Here is a 20,017-nt window from a genome sequence, read left to right on the forward strand (position 1 = left end):
CTCCTAAGATAAAAAGTCGGATGATTGTTTTTGCTCTCTTCAATTTTTACGCCTCCTTGCATTAATGAAGAAATGTTGCATCAGGGAAACTTTTTGGGTAAAAAAATTTATAGTTTCCTAACAGACAAAAAGTTTCCTTAAGGAAAAATTAACTCAATACAACCTATCCTGTCAAGAAGAATTTTTTGAAAAATAAAAAAAGGGCGGGACATAAAAAGCCGACTTCCCACAATTAGGAAGTCGGCCAGGCGTTAAAGTGCTTCTTTGATCAATTTTTTATAGTACATCACAGATAGGATACCAAAGATAGAGTAGAGCAGGGTGTATAGGACCATAACGATAATCATGGGAGTCCAGAGTTCAGTGCCGAACCAGAACCATCCTGATTTCACAGCAAAATAACTGTGAGATAGTCCGACCACTAATGGTATTCCGAAGTTAAATAGTTGTTTGATTTTGATACCATTTAACAGGTCCGTTCTTGTAAAACCTAGTTTACGCAAAATCGTGTAGCTTCCTTTTTCCTCTTCGCCTTCATCCATCTGTTTGAAATAGAGGATACATCCTGAGGTAACTAAGAATACCAATCCAAGAAATCCGACGATAAACATCATCATGCCCATATTTCTTTTTTGGTCGGTAAAGGCATCTAATTGTGATTCATGCGCCGCCCATTTTGCTATATCTAATTCATGAAAAATATCGTTTGCCTTTTGCAGGTCATCTCTTTCATCGATATCAATCCCAATTGATATGGTAAATTCATCGGCTATTTCTGGGTCAGCATCAGAAGCTAATTGCTGATAAACTGTATCATCCACAACCGCGACCGGTAACCCGCCATTTGTTAAGCGTAATGGAAGTACATTTTTTTCTTCAAATCCTAAAAACTCTAAATCAATCGATGTGGTTTTACCTTTCACGGTAAATTTCCCTTTATTAAAAGTCATAAATGACTGGAGAGCAGAGTTATTATTGACAAATATCGATTCATTTTCAGCGACATCAAGATCCTCTACTGAATCATCCGAAACAATAACCAACGGCATTTGATCGATACTATCCGAACCTGACGGCTGCTCAAGACTAATTTCGAGTATCTTTGTTTGGTCTGAAATCACATGTAAAAATTCAACTTCTGTTTTATTGTAGCCAATTTGATTTTTATCCAAAGCTTCGATAAATTGGCTAGCACGCTCTTCATTTGGAATCGAAAAGTCGTAAACGACAGATTCTGCCGCTGATTTTTCTGCAGAATAATACGAAATATACGTGAGTGACAACAACCCTAGAGATAAGGCCGAAACAGTTGTAATAACTGTGAGTAAAATCGAATTAGACTTCATCCGAAACATAATTGACGACAGTGACAATACTTTATTCACCGTCAGATACCCGTTATTCTTTTTCCGTATTAGATTAAAAACAAACCGAATTGATCCTTTGTAAAAGAAGTACGTTCCAATAATCACAGAGCCTAAGATGGCTATCATAGCCATAAACAATGCTTCCATCGTCGTAAACTGTCCATCGAATAGCTTAGTTGATAAATAATAGCCAAAGATGATGAGCCCAAGACCTAGTACACCAATTACTACTTCAAGTACGGAAACCTTACGTCTCTTGTCTTCTGTTGTTGAACTCGTATTAAATAGTGATAAAATTTGCTGTCTTTTAATAAACAATGCATTTATCGCCATTATTACCACATAAATAGCAGCAAACACTAGCACCGTTTGAACAAGAGCCTCAGGTGAAAATCGGAGCTCGGCAACCTCATTAATCCCAATGATTTTTAATAGAATCATCATTACGAGTTTCGAGGAAACAAAGCCAAGGAAAATCCCGATCATCATTGATCCGAAATACAGAATCATGTTTTCGACACTTAAAATCCAAAATGTCTTTCCTTTTGAAATACCGACTAATTGGAACAACCCGATTTCCTTGCCACGACGTTTAATAAACAACGTATTGGCATAAACAAGGAAAACCATGACGATTGCGATTAGCATGACAGACGCTGCTTTTATCGCAGCAGCACCCTTAACAGACCCTGCCGCTTCATCCATCGCTGGGTCATACTGCAACGTCACAAAGGCAAAATACAGCGCAACACTAAAAACGAGTGCAAACACATATAAATAGTAGTTTTTGATGTTTTTTACTAGATTTCGGAAGATGAGGCTTTTAAAGCTCATGCTGCACCCCACCTAACACAGCCTGGGTCTTAATGATATCGTTAAAGAAGTCCTGTCTGTTCTCCTCGCCTCGATTTAGTTTCGTAAAGATTTGCCCATCTCTGATAAAAATAACCCGGCTGCAGTAGCTTGCTGCTTGTGGGTCATGGGTGACCATCACAATGGTTGCTTCCCGCTTTTCATTTAAATCACTTAGTTTGTTGAGTAAATCTGAAGCCGACTTGGAATCAAGTGCACCCGTTGGTTCATCCGCAAAGATAATACTCGGTTCATGTACGAATGCACGTGCTGCTGAAGCCCGCTGCTTCTGACCACCTGAAATTTCGTTCGGATATTTATCCTTCACCGCAAAAATACCTAATTCCTTTGCCACATCCTCAAACATGATTTGTGCAGCCTTGGGCGAAATCTTATTAACTGTGAGTGGTAACATAATATTTTCTTTGACCGTTAATGTATCTAATAGATGATATTCCTGAAAAATAAACCCGAGATGCTGTTTTCGAAATTCAGCAAGTTGTTTGTCCTTCATACTCGTGAATTCCTTGCCTTCCACGCGAATCGACCCTGAACTCACGCGGTCAATGGATGAAAGTACATTAAGTAATGTTGTTTTACCAGAGCCTGAAGGGCCCATGATTCCAACGAACTCACCCTTTTTTACCTCGATATCAATTCCCTTTAGAACCTCTTGGCGGTTCCACTTGTTTCCGTATGTTTTTACAATTTTATTAGCTTCTAAAATGTTCAATTGTATCAACTCCTTACCTCTAGCATAGACGGGAATGAGCTCTTTTTCCTTCGAATCATCGAACAAAACATGAAAGCATGTGACATTCTTGTCACATGCTTGTAAGTTTGAGAAAGTCATTTTTTCTAGGAAAAGTTAATGTGAAAGTTGTTCCCTCTCCATATATAGAATGGACATCTATCCTAATTTTTAACGGCTTTGCTGCATTTTTTGTGAGGTAGAGACCCATACCAGTTGCTGCATGATCCCGATGGTCGGTTGTAGACGTGAAGCCTTTTTCAAAAATGCGTGGAAGGTCTTTCTCCTTCATGCCACGCCCGTAATCTTTGATTTCTAAGACGACTTGGTCATTTTTTTGATAGCTGTGGATTTCGATATCGGCATTTTCACTATATTTTACCGCATTGGTTAGGAGTTGCCGCAAGATAAATTGAAGCCACTTTCCGTCAGAAGCCACCTCTGAAGCCTCTAGCGATATATCAAAGCCAATCCCCTTTTGAAAACACCATGATTTTAATGACTGAATTTCATGAATGAGTAACCCTTTCAAATCAACCATTTCGATGTACAGGTCGTTTTCCATGAAAGGGATTCGTCGTCCGTGCAACTGCAGATCAAGTAGCAAGTGAACCCGAAGCCATTCTGACATGAGCTGCTCCTTTAACGTGTGGTCCTCGACTCTTTCAATCATTAATTTCATCGTTGTCAGTGGCGTTTTTACTTCGTGAATCCAGGATAATAATTCATCTTTTTCCTGTTCAACACTCGTTGCATAACGACTTATTTCGTTTTTATAAAAATGATGATGCTGGTTAAGAGCCGTTTCTACCATTTTTTCAAAAGGTGCATTACTTTCCTGGAGACTCTCAACACCTACAGCTGGGTCCCATTCTTCAATATTTTTATAAAACGAAGCTTCCCGATTGTACCGAATGACGAGAAATAAAATAAACACGACGAAAAAGACAAACACAATATAGAGAACAGAGCGAAATGACAGGGATGAATCAAGATACCCAATGAGCAGGATTAACACTTGAAGAAAACAGAATAATAGAATCCAACTGCGCCTTTCGACGAGAAATTTCTTGATCATTTAAACGCCATCCTCTTCCCTAGCCATATACCCTTGACCAACTTTTGTCTCAATATATTGCCCTAGGCCGATTTCATCAAGGCGCTTTCGTAATCGATTGACGTTTACTGTCAGGGTATTGTCACTTACAAATCGTTCATCATCCCACAGGCTTTTGATGAGCTCCTCACGGCTAACGATTTGGTTCACATTCTCGATCAGGATTTTCAAGATAAACATTTCATTTTTTGTTAATTCAATGGCTTCAGTGCCTTTTTGCACGGTGTTTTTCACATAATCAACAGATGCCCCATTCCAAATTTTTAAATGTATTTGCTGTTCAAGGCTGTAGTTGTAGACTCGTCTAAGGACGGCCTGAATTTTCGCAATGAGCACATCAAAATGAAACGGCTTCTGCACAAAATCATCCGCACCAAGCTGCATCGACATGACCATATCCGTCGGGTGGTCTCTCGACGACAGAAAAATAATCGGGACCTTCGAATGTGTCCGAATCATCCGACACCAATGAAAACCATCAAATTTCGGCAGCTGAATATCGATAATGACCAGGTCGGGCTGAATTCTCGTAAACTCTTTCATCACATTGCTGAAATCACCGATTCCGTACACATCATACGACCACTGCAACAACCGCTCCCGAATCTCATTAAACAACGTCACATCATCTTCAATCAACAAAATCTTAAACACACGACCACCATCTATCTGGGACAAAGGGACAGGTCCCGCGTCCCACCATTTTATGGGAAACACTCCCTCATACTCTACTCTAATAATACCATAAACTACCACAAGAAGCCTGAACCGATGATGGATTCAGGCTTCTATAAAGTTGTCCCGACGGAACTCGAAAGTTTGTTTATTTACTCGTTTCATTGACAGTACCCATACCCTTGATATCTACTTCAACAGAAACATTGATATCCGCTTCTGCTAGTGCTTCACCCCAGTTATCCTCTACCTTTTTAAAGTCATCGTACTGATAGGCTCTTGCGTAGATTCCAAATCCAAATGGGTCGACTTTATGCCCTTGAATTTTTTTAAACAATTCCTCATATCCCGTTTTCAACCGCTCCTCAATTTTTTTCTTGATTTCCTTTTCATGAGTTTGCATATCTACTGATAATAGACTTTCGAGAATAACGATGGACATCGAGACTTTCACATCGAACTTAAACCTGTCCTTGTCATGCGATGTTTTAACTTTTGACTTCACCGTTTTCACTTCAAAACTCAAATCATTTTTATGAAATATCCCCTCTTCTCTTTCAGTCGGAATCGTAATGGTCGTATAACTAATTTGATGTTTCCGATTATGCTTTAAGAAAAGGTATAACGTGGATTCCGATAAATCAAGAAAATCCACATATTTCCCACGATCATTTAGTAACGCGGTTCCTATTATTTCAACCTTTTTCCCCTTCTTCACATTGGCTAAAGCCGGTGTCACTCCCTTGTCAAAAAATTCAGTATGAAGTTGTTGGAGCGTTCCTTTTTCCGTTCTTGTTCGTTTATGGTTTTTATCAATAACATTCTTCAAGTACATCGCAAGAAATGCATTGCTTTCTGGTTCATATTTAATGACATCGGATACTTGACCGTCTACAACGACCACTCTTGTATTAATCGAAAAATTACTGTTCCGGTACATGGTATCCAATATAGGAAACCAGTCCTCATGTTCCACTACCCGTTTTCCTAGCAAAAGAATCTGGATTTTGGCACCTGATACCTCACCACCTGTCACCGCGTCAAAAAACTTTCTAGAATCTCGTATTGTTTCAGCCTTTGTTTCGTAAATATCTGTTTGCGCCTTTGCTTCCTTACTAAATACAGGGCTTGACTCATAAAAAATAAGATTATTGTCCTCATCAAGATCAATCCCAAGGACGAAGACAATCGTCGTATCCTCTAATGGAACTTGGTATCCACAGCTTGTAAGCATTATTAAAAGTGGAAGAAACAAAAGAGTACGAAAACAACGTTTCATTTCAAGCTCCTCCTCTTGATTAGGCCATGTATGAGGACATAACCCCATAAACAAATAGGGAAAGCAAACGAAAAGAGATAACTTAGTCTGTGTAATTCCTTACTCCAAATCAAATTCATATGTACGGAAGGTGGAAACAAAAAAACATAAATGACACTAATGATCAGGAACCAAAATAACGGTTTTGAGTGTTCCTTTTTTCCAAATATCCAGCTTGTACTAAACACAGATACGAACAAAAGTGGAAGGACTTTTGTAGACATCACAAATATATAAAATGCGAACACGACAATCTCTAATCGTTCGATAAAGGTAAATTCAATAACCTTCAAGACTGTAATGGTTGGTTCATTAAATTTTGCAATTTCATCAGGACTAAAAATAACAAATGCCACAATGGTAATAATTAAATAGGCAATCATGGTTATTGTATTCGCAATCACAACTCCAATTGAGGCCATTTCCTTCTTTTGTAAAAAGGGATAAAGGTAAAAAGCGATATCAAATCCAACATATGTAACAATGGTGATTTTTACAGTGTTCATGACGGGATGCCAGCCTTCCTTTAAAAGAGGAAGAAGATTTAGCACTTGGCCATCCTTAATCGAATATGAATATAAGACAATTATCCAAATCGTCATATAAAAAATAACCACTGAGTATCTCGCTATAATTTGAATATTGTTACGGACCAATAAATACGTTGGGATAGATAATAAGATCATCAGTAAGAAGATAGAAATTCTCGGTAAAACCCAAGCTTGGATAAACATCGCCTCTGTAATAAATGAGTACAGGGCTAATAAACCAAAATATAAAGCGAGGATCACCCCGGCCACTTTACCTACCCACTTACCAAAGTAATGTGTCAACAGGTCAAGAATCGTTCCATTCGGGTGTTTTTTCATAATTTGAATAATAACTAAACTAGTAATTGTAGCAATGAACCACCCAATGATTATGCCAATCCATCCATCAGTCCCTGCCTTTTCTGCTAAATCTCTAGGTAAGGTAAGGACGCCAACGCCTATTTGAACACCATGAATTAATAAGATATACTGGACGATTGAGATTTGTTTACCTTGAACATTCATCATTTTTTGTCACCCTTTGGACGGCTAGAATCTGCCCTTCTTAATTGAGTGCCCAAAGAACTAACCGGGCGTTTGATGATTGACCATTGTGGGAAACGTATAAACAAATCCTTCCAATCTTGAATTCGTAATGGTGAAACCGGACTAGCATAGGAGACACCAAGTGATTTTAGCTCAATTAAATGGACGATTAATGTCATTAACCCTACACTTAATCCAACAAATCCAAATAAGGATGCAATAATCATCATTGGAAATCGGATAAGCCTGACGGAGGCTCCCATTTGATAGTTTGGAATGATAAAAGAGGCAACTGCTGTTATGGCAACAACAATGACCATAATATTACTAACGATTCCGGCCTGTACGGCAGCCTGCCCAATGACAATACCGCCGACGATTCCTATGGTTTGGCCAATTTTGGCTGGGAGCCGAATTCCTGCCTCACGTAACATCTCCAGGGCTATTTCCATAATTAGAGCTTCAATGAACGGTGGAAATGGTACTCGTTCCCTCGACACACCGATAGACAAGAGCAATTTTAAGGGAATCACCTCAAAATGAAACGCAATGACCGCAATATAGGTCGCTGGTAAAAAGATTGCCGTAAAAAAACCAACATACCTTAACAGTCGAATAAAGGAGGCGACCAACCAACGTGACGTATAATCATCCATGCTCTTAAAAAAGGAAAAAAAGGTTGATGGTGCAACTAAAACATTCGGTGCTCCATCTACCACTATCACAATTCTTCCGGCTAAAATTTCCAAAGCAGCAAAATCAGTACGCTCTGTTATAAGAAATTGCGGGAATGGCGAATAGGGATTATCCTCTATGTATTCTTCTAAAACGATGCAATTAGAAATACTATCAACTTTGACCTTTTGAAGGCGGGCTTCAAGTTCCTTTATCAAATCCGGATTGGCAACATCGTCTAAGTATAAAAGGGAGACCTTGGTTTTCCCTCTTTCACCCATGTTGTATTCATTTATTTTTAAACGTTGATTTTTAACATGCTTTCGGATGAGTGCAATATTTGTACTACCAGATTCAGTAAACCCGATATGTTCAGCATAAATAGAAGACTCAATCGGAGTATCTTCAATGGATCGTTCCGGCCATTTACCGGTATCTAAAAGGAATGCAGCTTGAGACCCGTCCACAAACAAGACACTTTTCCCCTGTAAAATTTCGTCCGTAATTTTTGACCATGTATTCACTTCCTTAATTTGGGTGACTGATACCTTGGGTGTCGAATCCTCATGAGTATCATCAACATGGAATAATAGTGGTCTTAATACATGTTCACTAACCACCGTGGAATCAGTAAGCTCACCTAAATAGACGAGTGCAGCTTTCGCATTTGTTTGTTTAATCACAAGGTTAGTCACGATTAAATCCGGTGTTTTACTAAAAATGCTTTGTATCTCATTTACGTTATCTATTACATGCAAGCTAATCGGTTCCTCTTTAGGTCCTGAATTCTCGTTAGGATTTGTTGATTGCTGTTGCGTTTCCTTCTTATACTTTTTAAAAAAAGACATATGAAAACCACCTACGATATGATGATTTAGTATGCGACAAAGACTGGAAAAACATGCAAAATAGGAAACGGGTCAATGCCCGGTTTTTCAATGATGAATGGTTGCACCTGTGATGTTTTGTTCGGCTTACCCCAATGCGACGTCAAGTATCATCATCACGACAAATCCAATCATTAAGCTCATGGATGCGAGATCTTTATTGCCTTTTTCCTGAGAACTCGGAATTACTTCTTCTGCGACAACAAAAATCATCGCACCAGCCGCAAAGCTTAATGCGTATGGAAGCAATGGTGCAATGAAGGATACAGCAACTGCCCCAACAACAGCAGCAATCGGCTCGACCATCCCTGAAAATTGCCCGTAAAAGAAACTCTTTCGACGGGACATGCCGTCGCCTCTTAACGGCATTGAAACCGCAATACCTTCTGGAAAGTTTTGAATTCCAATACCAAGCGCCAAGGTCAAGGCACCCGCTAAAGAAGCTTCCGTTCCCCCATTTGCAAGGGCACCAAACGCGATTCCAACAGCCAATCCCTCTGGAATATTATGAAGTGTAATTGCGAGGACTAAGAGCGTACTTCGCTTTTGACCTTTAGAATGTAAGCCTTCTGCGTCGTTGATTGGTGCATTTGGGTGAAGATGAGGCAAAATCTTATCAATTCCCCATAGAAAAATGCCCCCTAACAGGAATCCGGACGCTGCAGGAAACCAAGCACCGATTTGGTTGTCGCTAGACATCTCAATCGCAGGTCCCAATAGCGACCAATAACTAGCCGCAATCATTACGCCCCCAGCGAAACCTAACATACTATCCAAAAGACGCTGATTGATCGTCTTTGTTGCAAAAACAAGGGTTGCCCCCAGTGCCGTCATCCCCCATGTAAACAAAGTCGCAATCAACGCTTGCATAACCGGATGAAAATTCTCGAAAAAGTCTACCATACTCAAGAACTCCTTTTTAACCAACTATATGATAGTTTAGCTTAACCAATTTTAGGGTTAATTATGGTGGAGGGGTTGGGATATCGGTAGAGTTGGAGGGATATGGGGGAGAGTTTTGGGTTATCGGACAGAGTTTTCGGGATATCGGACAAAGTTCTCGGGTTATCGGACAAAGTTCTCGGGTTATCGGACAGAGACTGAAGGATATCGGACAAAATTTCCGGGATATCGGACATAAAATTAAATATATCGGACAAACCATTGCTCATAGCCAATTTCACAAAAAAATAGCTTGCTCTGCTATAATCAGTAGTAAGAGAGGTGAGATCATGCAAAAACTAGTTTTTGAGGACGCGTGGGATCGGACGATTTCGCAGAAGGATCGAGAAATAATTGAACAGCTTTTTCGTGACGAGACCTCTGAAGAAGAAGTTAGTTTTACCACGTTTCGGATAGCAGTAAATCACAAAAACGAACGCTTAGTAACCGCAATTGTACATAACAGAACGCCACAAAATCTTTTATTTGAAAATACACCGCTACAGTTTTTTGATGGGGATAAACTCCTAGTTGAGCACGAGTTTACCCTGCCCGCTCTCCATGTACCACCTGAAACTAGCATGCCCTGGACGTTTATTTTTCCATCTGATAGTTTTGAGATTCCGAATTCAATCGAGCATACGACACTTAGACATAAAAAAGAGAAGTAGACTCACTTTTAGAATCTACTTCTCTTTTTTATTTGACTGGACCTTTTGTGATTTCGGTAAGCTTTGAATTAATCGCAAAGATTTTTCCGTTTACACCGTTGATGCCAAAGCCAGCTAATCGTTTCGTATGCATGTCGAGATATTTTTCAGCGGTTTCTTTTGTCTCGAATAAATAGATTCCACCTGCTTCTTTTGCTTCCGGATTTTCGGTCCAAATTTTCCAGATGAAACCTGGTTCTTCATTAATGCTTTTGGCCAAATCAGTAAACGCTCCAGCCATTTCATCTCCGAATGGTCCATCCATTTTAAAATCTACCTGTAATACGTATGCCATAGTGACTCTCCTTTTTATACAGTTTGTAATTCAGAATCCTTTTGTCTGATTCCTTTTAATGCTGTAGACCACGCGACAACATCGTCTATTGTTTTATGTAAGGAATCCTCGTGGAAAGGTGCTGGATTAAATCTACTCATATCTTGAAAATCAGTAAATAGACTCATCGCAACAGAAGGTCCAACAGTTGCTACCTTTGGCACTGTTAAAATAAGGCGTAAATCATTTGCCGCGGTAACACCTAAAGTTGATCCATAACTTACAATTCCCGCTGCTTTATGATTCCACTCAACGTATAAATAATCAATTGCATCCTTCAACCCAGAGGTAATAGCCTTATTATATTCCGGAGTGACAAATATAAATCCATCGAGACTACTAATTTTTTCAGACCATGCATGTGCTTCTGGAGCTTGATAGTCCTGTGACATAATCGCCGGAATAGGCTCATTAAATTTTGGTAGGTTAAAGTCTTTAATATCTATTAATTCAAATTCTGCATCCGTTCTTTTATCTGCGATTGATTTCACCCAATCTGCGACTTGTAGATTTACCCTTGAATCCCTTGTGCTCCCTGTAAGAATACCAATTTTGATCATGTTTTCTCCCCTAAATTATAATGTTTTTCGTATCTACATTTAGTTTAGCAAGGGCGAAAACATATTGGCACCAACAGTACATTGGATTTGTTGCTTATCCAACACTTTTGATAAAGTGTATAAAAAATAGGTTGAGCATGGGGCGCTTGGTCCCTTGTCACCCCATTAAACTGGAACGAGGGACCTGTGTCCCAACCCGAGAACAGGTGTCCCATTCACAGCATAAACAGGACGAATGTTAAGGGTAATATCAATACAGGTAGCCACGAGATTGATAGAAAGGCGCTCTTTTTGTAGCCTACTTCCGGAAACGGAATCGAGGCTGGATTAAAGAACCAGTTTGCCATGCGATTTAACCTGGATTTTTTCATAGGGAAGTCTGGTACTTCAACTGTGAATTGATCGAGTTTCTCTTTTAATTCTTTTTCAAATTGGTCATTATTCAATCCTCATTCACCTCTAATTCTACTTTTAGTTTTTTTAGTGCACGATGTAGCTTTGATTTTACCGTTCCGACTGGGATGTGTAGGATCGTGGAGATTTCTTTTTGTGTGAGGTCGTGGTAGTAGGTCAGCAACACAATCGCACGTAAATCTTCAGGGAGCGATTGGATCGCTGTTTGTACGGTTATTTTTTCGTCGGTGTTTTCTTGGTGTGTAGCGCGTTCTGCCAAAATCGGCAACAAGGTTCGAAATAAACTCTGTCTTCTTAGCCTCGTCATCATCGTGTTATAAGCAATCTGATAGAGATAGGTTTTGAACTGTCCTTTTTCCGGATTAAATTGATGAAATTTACGCTGTAGCTTTTCAAATGTGTCCTGAACAAGGTCGATGCTTAGTTGCTCATTGTTTGTGTACCGATAAATAAACTGGTAAAGAGGGGCTTTGTATATTTTGTAAATGACCTCTAATGCTTCCTTATCCCCTCGTTGAAATTGAAGAATTGCCTCGTTAACGCTACTGTAACTCATCAGACCACCGCTTTTTTATTCCTTTATAGATATATGCAAGCTTTGTAATGAACCACAAAAATGTAATCAAACTGAAGACAAACGTCTGATGAATGAAAAATTGAATGAACGGACTATCAATGGTGTCTCCTCGTAAAAGGAAAACCAATAAACCCGTAATACATAAAAATGTATACACAGCCGCAATTGTAATAATTGTATCCCATCTAGACCAATAAAAATAGATGTTTGACTTCGTAAAATCAATATCACCCTTATGATCTCGGACAACCTTTTTATTCATGGAACCAATCACTATTGCAAAAACCGTTCCAAGAATGGCAACCACAACGGAACTCACAACCCACCCTATGATTGTTGTCATTTTTAGCACTCCCTTTTTTTTTGGTCTTACTTCTTATACTAATGAGGGAAGTGAAAGGTTCACTCTTTTCTAGAAAGATATCTATTTTTTCATACTTTTTTGGAGAGCGAGCATTTCTTCCGCCAATTGGTGGATACGTTTTTTAAGTCCCTGATTGGTGATTTCATTGTCATCATCGAAGTTGTCGTTATGTATGAAAACTTGATGAACCGGTACTGTGCCTTTCAAGTAGGAAAGAATAGGCTTTAAATGGAACTCCGAGACGAGAAAATGTTTTTCCGTACCACCTGTTGTAATAATTCCAGTCACTTTATTCTTGAAGGAATCGACTGGGAAAAAGTCTAACAGATTTTTTAGAACTCCTGAAATGGACGCCTGATAAATCGGTGAACCAAAGACAAGCATATCTGCCTCTAACATTTTATTTACTACTTTAATTGTATCATCATTGTAATAGCTTAATGGGCTTCCATTCACAAATTCAATCTCAAAATCCTTCAGGTCTAGTAATTCAATTTGAACGTTAGGATCAAGTGACTTAATAGCAGCCAACACTTCATAGACCGCCTTTGATGTTTTGGCTCCAATCAGTGAGCCAGATATACCAACAACCTTCATTTTCGTGAACCTCCTAAAAATTTCATTTACACCAGTCTTAGCGTTCACTTAAAGATGGGCATTTATGTTTGTTTTTCAGGCGTTATAGATACGAGATTAATCAATCTGAGAAGTTTACAGGTGAAAAAATTATGTCAGAAAATTGAAATCACTGTTATAATTAAGAACAATCCCTCCTACTAACTGGGAACTAAAATGATGCACTAGATTACTGACATAAGGGGAGAAACATAATGGAACAATTAGTAAAAGAGTTAACTGCCATTCATGGTCCATGTGGCTTTGAAGAGGATGTGGCAAAATACATAGCAAGCCGATTAAAAGGGAAAGTCGACCATATGGAGGTTGATGGGGCAGGTAATCTCATTGTCTCTAAAAAAGGCAGCCAAGTGGGGCCAAAGATTGTCGTTGCTGCTCATATGGATGAGGTAGGCTTTATTGTGAAAAAGATAGAAGAAAATGGACTTATCCTATTTGAAAAGCTAGGTGGGCATGACGATCGTATTCTTCTATCACAACGTGTCCAAATAAAAACATCCCAAGGGTTACGTCCAGGAGTTATTGGAACCATTTCGGCTCATATGATGAAATATGATGACCCTAAAAAGGTTCGGCCTCATCAACGCCTATATATCGATGCAGGTGCTTCCTCTAAAAAAGAGGCTGAGGAATTTGGGATTCGAATTGGAGATCCGATTACGTGGTACCCGCATTTTGATCATTTGTCAGAAACTCGGATTGTTGGTAAAGCTTTCGATGATCGAGCAGGTTGTGCGGTATTAATTCAAGCATTAGAGGATTTGAATAAAGATGATTTTTCGGGTGAATTTGTAGGAATCTTTACTGTCCAAGAAGAAGTTGGACTCAGAGGAGCAAGGGTGGCAAGCCATCAACAAAATGCCGATGTTGCTCTTGCACTTGATACAACAGCCGTTAGCGATACTCCTGAAGAAATGATGGATCAAACATTAGCAATTGGGAATGGTACAGGAATTAAAGTACTAGATTTCAGCTTAATAGCAAATAAAAAGGTACGTGATCACTTAATTGAACTAGCAGATGCTAGTAAGATACCTTACCAATTAGAAGTTTTCCCTGGAATTGGAACAGATGCAGGAGAATTAAGCCTTGCTCACCAGGGCATTCCTACGGGTGTTCTATCCATACCTTCAAGATATGCACATTCTTCAATCGAAGTAATTGACTTAAATGACCTTGAAGCAACAAAGAACTTATTAGTAGCTTTTGTGAAAAACATGAGATATTCCAACTCTTATAAATTTACGATTGAATAAAGAAATACCTTTAAAGCCGTAAACTATTTTTTATGGCTTTTTTTCTTTTCTAAAAAACGATTTTGTTTTAATGAGGACTAGAGAACCGAATAATTCCTTTTAAAGAGTAGATAGTAAAAAATGAACGACATTAGGTACAATCAATGGAGGTAGGATTGTGGGTAGCTGTGAGCTCTGTGGACGTAGTGAGGTTGAAACAACGATTCACCATCTACTCCCTAAAGAGTTGGGAGGTACTTTTGGTGACACGGCAAACCTGTGTATCCCATGTCATAAACAAATTCATGCATTATATACAAATAGAGAGATTGCTACACGGTTAACTACATTACGGGAACTAAGAGAAGACGAAATGCTTTCACGATTTATTAAATGGATACGAAAGCAACCTCCTACTAAAATCATGAAAAATAGAAAGTCGAATGGTCGAAAAATGAAAAAGAAGTAACTTGTTACATAGAAATGAATCCACTGAACACACTAAGCGTACATATGTTTGGGAGGGATTAAAATGGAAACAACGGATTTTAATCAAATTTATAAAGAATACAAGCAACAAGGTGAAGAGCAGGCTCGTACTGAAGCTGCAGAAACAGATTCTACGAAGGAAAAGATCGTAGCAGTACGTAAAAACGACGATGGTGATCTGATTGCTTTTAAGACAGAAAGCGGTAGGGAATTGGATTATATAACCGCTCTAGACGAGGCAAAAGCCGGCATGCTTGCCCATGTAGATGTATTCCATAAATATGGCAGGGATATTCTACGGAGTGAACCAGATGGTGTTAAAGAAAACAACTTAGACAATCTTCCCGATTTTTAGGAACAATTAATAGCCTCAGAACTCAACAGACTACTGTTAATTTTAAAAAAGGAATCACTACTCTGTAAAATTAAGTACAAATGAAAGTACCTTTTTATATACAGAATCGGTGTTTGACTTTAATGTCACACATTAAATAAAAATTAAGTACATCACTTATATTTAGTGGTGTACTTTTTTATTTACTAGACCTCTAAATGACCTCATTTACTGGCGATTAAATGTATTATTTTTTTATTCTTTTAGTGTTTATAAGTTTTACTATGATCTATTTTGAAACCTACCCTTTAGTAAATCGTATAAAAAACTAACAGATCAAAGTACCTAATAACGGGGGTATAAAAGGTGGACTTATTACTCTGGATAACTATTGGTTTCATAATAATCGGATTTGTTGTTCTCACTTCTATGAAAAAAGGTATGGAAAGTAAGCTTTCTTTTATAACAGCAAATACGGAAGACGTGGAAAGTTTAAAGAAAGCTAAAACCATAATTTTGTGGATAATGAGTACCACAGCTTGGGGAATCGTGAGTATGGTTCTTATTGTTTGGTGGTTTCATAATCACTTTGGATAACTATTGTACTTAAACAAACGGGTGCGTTGAACCAAGAAGGGTACGCACCTTTATGTTGAAGTTATTAAACTAACGATACAGGATAGTTAAAGTTTTAATAGGATTCCTAAATATCAAAGTGTAAAATGTAATTATTGGTAATTATATTCAATTTAGGGAGGGAATTTATGAATAAAAAACCAATTATTTTCTTTACTTTAGCTCTAATTATATTTTTTCTAATCCTAACATTGTCAAAACCTTCTCCAGAAAGTTTTAATGAATGGCTATCAAATAAACATGATATAGAGTGCGTTGGGGATAAATGTATAAATGGTAACGATAATTTAACAGTAGCTGATAGAACAATAGACGATTATTTTTTTATTAATAAGATTGGTGTTAAACTGTATTATGAAGATGGGAGTGTCCTTTTAATAGAAGGGTTAGGAATCCTTGGTACATTTAGCACATTCACGTTTAACATAAGGATATAAAATACTAAAAAAATTTTTCAACTACCATGAAAATAAACTTCTCTAAACTCGAAAAAAGACAATACCAAAGAGAACCCGTCTCATTTTTTTAAAAAAATTGAGAGAGCTGCAATTCATTGCTATGATTAGTTGACTGGATCAAGGTCAGTATCAGTATTGACACTTCCTAACCATTTTGATTCTCTGTGGTGAATCGCTGATTTTTTGCGATTCATGGGTGGCTAACGGGTGCGTTAGTACAACAACATTGCAATTTTTTGTTGTAGTAAATGGGGGCATTTGTAGTAGAAAAAAAAGGATAGATAGAGCATATTTAATTCTGCTCATCTATCCTTTATATTTACCCCCTTATAATGGCTGACATTAAATTAAAATATAATGTTAATAAGGGTTCTTGGAAATATCTCGTCTTTTGTCTTTTAATAAAATTTTGTAGTGATGCCCTTAAAATTACACTTACACCGCTTTATGCTTCCATCCTTTGCCTTCTTCAACGAAAAGGATTCCTAACTCATGATGCTCTCCTTCGTATAGCGCACGTTGGACGTATCTGACCTCACCGTTAATATCTAACACATCAACCTTACATAAGGCGCGATTTTTTTGAAGAGCCATGTAAAATTCCTGAACGTTTTTTACGTGTATACCGTTCACCTTTGATATGGTCTCACCAATTTTAATCTGCATTTTGTCAGCTGGCGATTGTGGGATGATCCCCAAAACGAGTAGGCCATGATTTTGTTGTGAAAAGATGGATTGTCTCGCTTCATCGGTAAAATAGTGTTGCAGGTAGATGAGTTCCCGACCTGCTAGCGCAAAACAGGCAGCAATAATCGCTGTAACTGGGTACCAAATGCTCGCCAACGCTAACCCTGAGATTACGACCCCAAGAATGACCACGCGTTTTCCGACAACGGGGATACTCTGGGTTGGAAGCATGCTTTTTACTTTATGATAAAATCCAATCCCAAACGGTACTAAAATGAGCGAGTAGGCTTGTCCAGAAACATTGAACACTGGCCACCATTCATATTGAGTAGTGAGTGCCTCACCTGGAATAAGTAAGAATACGGGTGCAAGCCATAGTCGTTGTGAAATATGGGCGCCGACCGGAAGTCCACGTTTACTTTTTAAAAGATCGGGTGATGTGCCAATATGACCTTTTTTCAGTATCAATATTCCTTCTGCAAGTATGAGGGCACCAAGTAAAATCGCAATCGCCGCAAGACTTGTATTGCCCATATCGTCTAGTAATCTCGCAATAAATTTATTCTCAACCGATAGATTTGATAATAAAATAATTCCAAAAAACGATACCCCTAAAATATAGGCTGGAGATAGTAGACGTGTATTAATCGGTAGGCTGAGTAGTAAGGTGACAATTGCAATTACCACGATGCTACCAAGTGGGATGACGACACCGGCTGCAATCGTTACAACTGATATAAGCAGTCCAGCAAGCCAACCGCCCGGAAGTAGTGATCTCAGGTCATAAAAACCATCTTCTACTCTTATATGGAAAGCACGTCGCTCACGTTTAACACGGAAATAGCCTAAAAGTACACAATATCCTGCAAAATAATAAAACATTGGATTTAGGAAAAAGCGTCCAATCCCCTTTGCAAATTCAAGTAACCATGCTTCAACCAATCTTTTCACCACCTATGGATATGACTTAATATGTAAAAATTTTCGTTCGATTTACTAACTTTTATTGTACCAAATACTTGACTTAAAGAATACGATGATTTTTTTGGAAATGGTCTGATTGCTCCAGCGTTAGGCATATTACTGGTTTTAGGACTAAAAAATGGCTTTGTCCGATATATGGTGATTTATGCCCGATACCCCGAAAGTTGTGTCCGATAAATCCGCCACTTTGTCCGATATGTGGCTAAGCTCTGTCCGATAAAATCAAAATTGTGTCCGATATAGTAGTTCCCGGGCCTTTGAATTAGGATCCAGAAATATTGCCATGGTCAAAATTGGGACCACCAGAACCGTCCCCATGGTTCCATGGTTCCCATGATTCCCCTAATATAAAAAACACCTCTCCGACCGGGAGAGGTGTTTCACGTTCTTATTTAAATAGTACTTCCATCGCTTTTTTGAGTTGTAGGTCGTTCTTTTGGTCTCGGATCGACTCGATGACTTTAGCTTCGATTAATCCGGCTGTTTTTTCGTTGATGGTGCCGGTTGCTTCTATTTCATTTGCTTGTTGGAATGCTTTTACAGCGATGACGGTTTCTCCACTGAAGTAGCCGTCCTCACGTCCTGGGTCGAATCCTAATCCCTTTAGCATGATTTGTGCGTTTTTGATTTTTTCATTGTTCATGTTTTGCGCAAGCTCTTTTTCAAACTGAATTGGATTTGCATAGAAGTATTCAGGTTGTTTTGCCTCCACTGTTGGCTCAATTCCTTTTTTGTGAATCCAGTTGCCATCTGGTGTTAACCATTTGAACATCGTTAGCTTCAGGTTACTTCCGTCGCCCATGTCGCGCGCCTGCTGAACAGTTCCTTTACCAAATGTTTTTTCACCGACAATGTCATAGCCACCCGCTTCTTTTAAGGCACCTGCTAAAATCTCAGATGCGGAAGCACTACCTTGGTTTGTCAGCACGACAATTGGGTATTCCTTTTGTTTTTCAAGAGTGGAGAAGAAGCGCTGCTTTTCGCCATCTCTGTTCTCGATTTGAACATATGGCTTATCTTTTGTTACAAGCTGTTTTAGAATTTCTTCAACACTTTCTAAAAGTCCACCTGGATTGCCACGAACATCGATGACCAGACCTTCAATACCCTTATCCTCTAGCTCATTCAGTCCAACAATGAAATCCTCTGCTGTATCATTTGCGAATGATGTGATTTCAATATACCCAATCTTTTTATTATCATATTCCTTCAAGTCTGTGTAGACTGTTTCAATCGGAATGGTGTCGCGGGTTACTTTTACATTCATAAGATCGGATACTCCCGGTCTCATGACTTCTAGAGTAACAACTGTTCCTTTTTCACCGCGGATTTTTAAAACGGCTTCATATAGATCAAGGCCTTCGATGCTTTCGCCGTCGATTTTAATGATTTGGTCATTTGGCTTAAGACCTGATTTTTCAGCCGGTGAATCCTTGAATGGAGCGACAATTGTGACCTTGCCTTCCATCATACTCACCTCTGCGCCAATTCCTTCAAACGATGATTCCAGCGACTCATTGAACTGGGCAGCTGTTTCTTCATCCATATATGCGGAATACGGGTCCTCAAGTGTGCTGACCATCCCCTGAATGGCACCCTCAATTAATTGTTTTTCGTCCACCTTTTCAACATAATTAGATAAAATCATGTTGTATGCTTGACCGATTTTAGATAGATCGTTTTCGTTTTCCTTCTTATTATCATTGTTTTGGCTTGGTTGCTGAACGAGTGGTTGTTCGTTGTTATCAAGTAACTGAACCACTAAAAATGTAGCACTCGCTCCTAATAGTAAGGATAGTACCATGTATAATGCGACAACTTTACGACTCACCTATTTGTTCCTCCTCCGTTACGAATACAAATGCATACCGTTAATTTTTGTAGCTTTTATGTTCTTATTCATCCCTTACTCATGATAATAGTCGAAAAGTCTTGTTTG

At 38.7% G+C, this 20,017-nt stretch carries 22 protein-coding genes; 6 read left to right on the forward strand and 16 right to left on the reverse strand.

All coding sequences use genetic code 11. The features are described 5' to 3' along the window. Positions 1-251 precede the first annotated feature (251 nt). From ACFSFW_RS14715 to ACFSFW_RS14750, 8 genes are all read right to left on the reverse strand, one after another. Positions 252-2,201, reverse strand: a complete 1,950-nt coding sequence (locus ACFSFW_RS14715) for an ABC transporter permease (RefSeq protein WP_388039351.1) — start codon at positions 2,199-2,201, stop codon at positions 252-254. Then, positions 2,191-2,952 (reverse strand): ABC transporter ATP-binding protein, encoded by a 762-nt coding sequence (locus tag ACFSFW_RS14720; RefSeq protein ID WP_388039353.1) that lies wholly within the window; start codon positions 2,950-2,952, stop codon positions 2,191-2,193. Before ACFSFW_RS14720 ends, ACFSFW_RS14715 begins: the two co-directional genes overlap by 11 nt. A gap of 91 nt (positions 2,953-3,043) precedes the next feature. Continuing rightward, positions 3,044-4,048: a sensor histidine kinase gene (locus tag ACFSFW_RS14725; protein ID WP_388039355.1), complete on the reverse strand. Its 1,005-nt coding sequence runs from the start codon at positions 4,046-4,048 to the stop codon at positions 3,044-3,046. Further along, entirely contained in the window at positions 4,049-4,741 is a 693-nt protein-coding gene (locus ACFSFW_RS14730; RefSeq protein ID WP_388039357.1) for a response regulator transcription factor, read from the reverse strand. 169 nt (positions 4,742-4,910) lie between these two features. Then, positions 4,911-6,041, reverse strand: coding sequence for a Ger(x)C family spore germination protein (locus ACFSFW_RS14735; protein ID WP_388039359.1), 1,131 nt, complete (start codon positions 6,039-6,041; stop codon positions 4,911-4,913). Then, positions 6,038-7,138, reverse strand: a complete 1,101-nt coding sequence (locus ACFSFW_RS14740) for a GerAB/ArcD/ProY family transporter (RefSeq protein ID WP_388039361.1) — start codon at positions 7,136-7,138, stop codon at positions 6,038-6,040. Before ACFSFW_RS14740 ends, ACFSFW_RS14735 begins: the two co-directional genes overlap by 4 nt. Next, the gene (locus ACFSFW_RS14745) at positions 7,135-8,679 is read right to left on the reverse strand and encodes a spore germination protein (RefSeq protein WP_304216244.1); all 1,545 of its coding nucleotides are present in this window, start codon (positions 8,677-8,679) and stop codon (positions 7,135-7,137) included. Before ACFSFW_RS14745 ends, ACFSFW_RS14740 begins: the two co-directional genes overlap by 4 nt. Positions 8,680-8,805: 126 nt before the next feature. Continuing rightward, the gene (locus ACFSFW_RS14750; protein WP_304216243.1) at positions 8,806-9,621 is read right to left on the reverse strand and encodes a ZIP family metal transporter; all 816 of its coding nucleotides are present in this window, start codon (positions 9,619-9,621) and stop codon (positions 8,806-8,808) included. A 329-nt stretch (positions 9,622-9,950) separates the two neighbouring features. On the opposite strand from ACFSFW_RS14750, the gene ACFSFW_RS14755 reads away from it, so the two are divergent. Beyond that, a complete protein-coding gene (locus tag ACFSFW_RS14755) occupies positions 9,951-10,331 on the forward strand; it encodes an SLAP domain-containing protein (protein ID WP_388039363.1) in 381 nt (126 codons plus the stop codon). Between the two features lie 28 nt (positions 10,332-10,359). Here the strand turns inward: ACFSFW_RS14755 and ACFSFW_RS14760 are convergent, their stop codons facing one another. The 6 genes from ACFSFW_RS14760 to ACFSFW_RS14785 all read right to left on the reverse strand — a co-directional run bounded on the left by ACFSFW_RS14760 (position 10,360) and on the right by ACFSFW_RS14785 (position 13,216). Beyond that, entirely contained in the window at positions 10,360-10,665 is a 306-nt protein-coding gene (locus tag ACFSFW_RS14760; RefSeq protein WP_388039364.1) for a monooxygenase, read from the reverse strand. A gap of 14 nt (positions 10,666-10,679) precedes the next feature. Beyond that, complete coding sequence (locus ACFSFW_RS14765) at positions 10,680-11,264, reverse strand: NADPH-dependent FMN reductase (protein ID WP_388039366.1); 585 nt, start codon at positions 11,262-11,264, stop codon at positions 10,680-10,682. Positions 11,265-11,479: 215 nt separating this feature from the next. Then, a complete protein-coding gene (locus tag ACFSFW_RS14770; protein WP_388039367.1) occupies positions 11,480-11,710 on the reverse strand; it encodes a hypothetical protein in 231 nt (76 codons plus the stop codon). Continuing rightward, complete coding sequence (locus tag ACFSFW_RS14775) at positions 11,707-12,234, reverse strand: RNA polymerase sigma factor (RefSeq protein ID WP_388039369.1); 528 nt, start codon at positions 12,232-12,234, stop codon at positions 11,707-11,709. Before ACFSFW_RS14775 ends, ACFSFW_RS14770 begins: the two co-directional genes overlap by 4 nt. Beyond that, complete coding sequence (locus ACFSFW_RS14780; RefSeq protein WP_388039370.1) at positions 12,221-12,598, reverse strand: hypothetical protein; 378 nt, start codon at positions 12,596-12,598, stop codon at positions 12,221-12,223. Before ACFSFW_RS14780 ends, ACFSFW_RS14775 begins: the two co-directional genes overlap by 14 nt. Positions 12,599-12,679: 81 nt before the next feature. Next, positions 12,680-13,216 carry an NADPH-dependent FMN reductase gene (locus ACFSFW_RS14785; protein ID WP_099355545.1) on the reverse strand — a complete coding sequence of 179 codons (537 nt, stop codon included), beginning with the start codon at positions 13,214-13,216 and terminating at the stop codon, positions 12,680-12,682. Between the two features lie 233 nt (positions 13,217-13,449). On the opposite strand from ACFSFW_RS14785, the gene ACFSFW_RS14790 reads away from it, so the two are divergent. The 5 genes from ACFSFW_RS14790 (at position 13,450) to ACFSFW_RS14810 (ending at position 16,386) form a co-directional block, all read left to right on the forward strand. Further along, positions 13,450-14,511: a M42 family metallopeptidase gene (locus ACFSFW_RS14790; protein WP_388039372.1), complete on the forward strand. Its 1,062-nt coding sequence runs from the start codon at positions 13,450-13,452 to the stop codon at positions 14,509-14,511. Positions 14,512-14,668: 157 nt separating this feature from the next. Further along, a complete protein-coding gene (gene hlpB / locus ACFSFW_RS14795) occupies positions 14,669-14,959 on the forward strand; it encodes an HNH nuclease-like protein HlpB (RefSeq protein ID WP_388039374.1) in 291 nt (96 codons plus the stop codon). A gap of 63 nt (positions 14,960-15,022) precedes the next feature. After that, positions 15,023-15,334, forward strand: a complete 312-nt coding sequence (locus tag ACFSFW_RS14800; protein ID WP_388039376.1) for a DUF3892 domain-containing protein — start codon at positions 15,023-15,025, stop codon at positions 15,332-15,334. Between the two features lie 345 nt (positions 15,335-15,679). Next, positions 15,680-15,910 carry a hypothetical protein gene (locus tag ACFSFW_RS14805; protein WP_388039378.1) on the forward strand — a complete coding sequence of 77 codons (231 nt, stop codon included), beginning with the start codon at positions 15,680-15,682 and terminating at the stop codon, positions 15,908-15,910. A gap of 167 nt (positions 15,911-16,077) precedes the next feature. Next, positions 16,078-16,386, forward strand: coding sequence for a hypothetical protein (locus ACFSFW_RS14810; protein ID WP_304216232.1), 309 nt, complete (start codon positions 16,078-16,080; stop codon positions 16,384-16,386). Positions 16,387-16,842: 456 nt separating this feature from the next. Here ACFSFW_RS14810 and ACFSFW_RS14815 read toward each other — a convergent pair whose 3' ends face one another. Next, on the reverse strand, positions 16,843-18,036 hold the full coding sequence (locus ACFSFW_RS14815) for a PDZ domain-containing protein (protein ID WP_388039380.1): 1,194 nt from the start codon (positions 18,034-18,036) through the stop codon (positions 16,843-16,845). Positions 18,037-18,466: 430 nt separating this feature from the next. Further along, positions 18,467-19,909 carry a S41 family peptidase gene (locus ACFSFW_RS14820; protein ID WP_388039381.1) on the reverse strand — a complete coding sequence of 481 codons (1,443 nt, stop codon included), beginning with the start codon at positions 19,907-19,909 and terminating at the stop codon, positions 18,467-18,469. Positions 19,910-20,017: the final 108 nt, after the last annotated feature.

The organism is Ferdinandcohnia salidurans, from assembly GCF_042680725.1.
Taxonomy (GTDB): domain Bacteria; phylum Bacillota; class Bacilli; order Bacillales; family Bacillaceae_L; genus Ferdinandcohnia; species Ferdinandcohnia salidurans.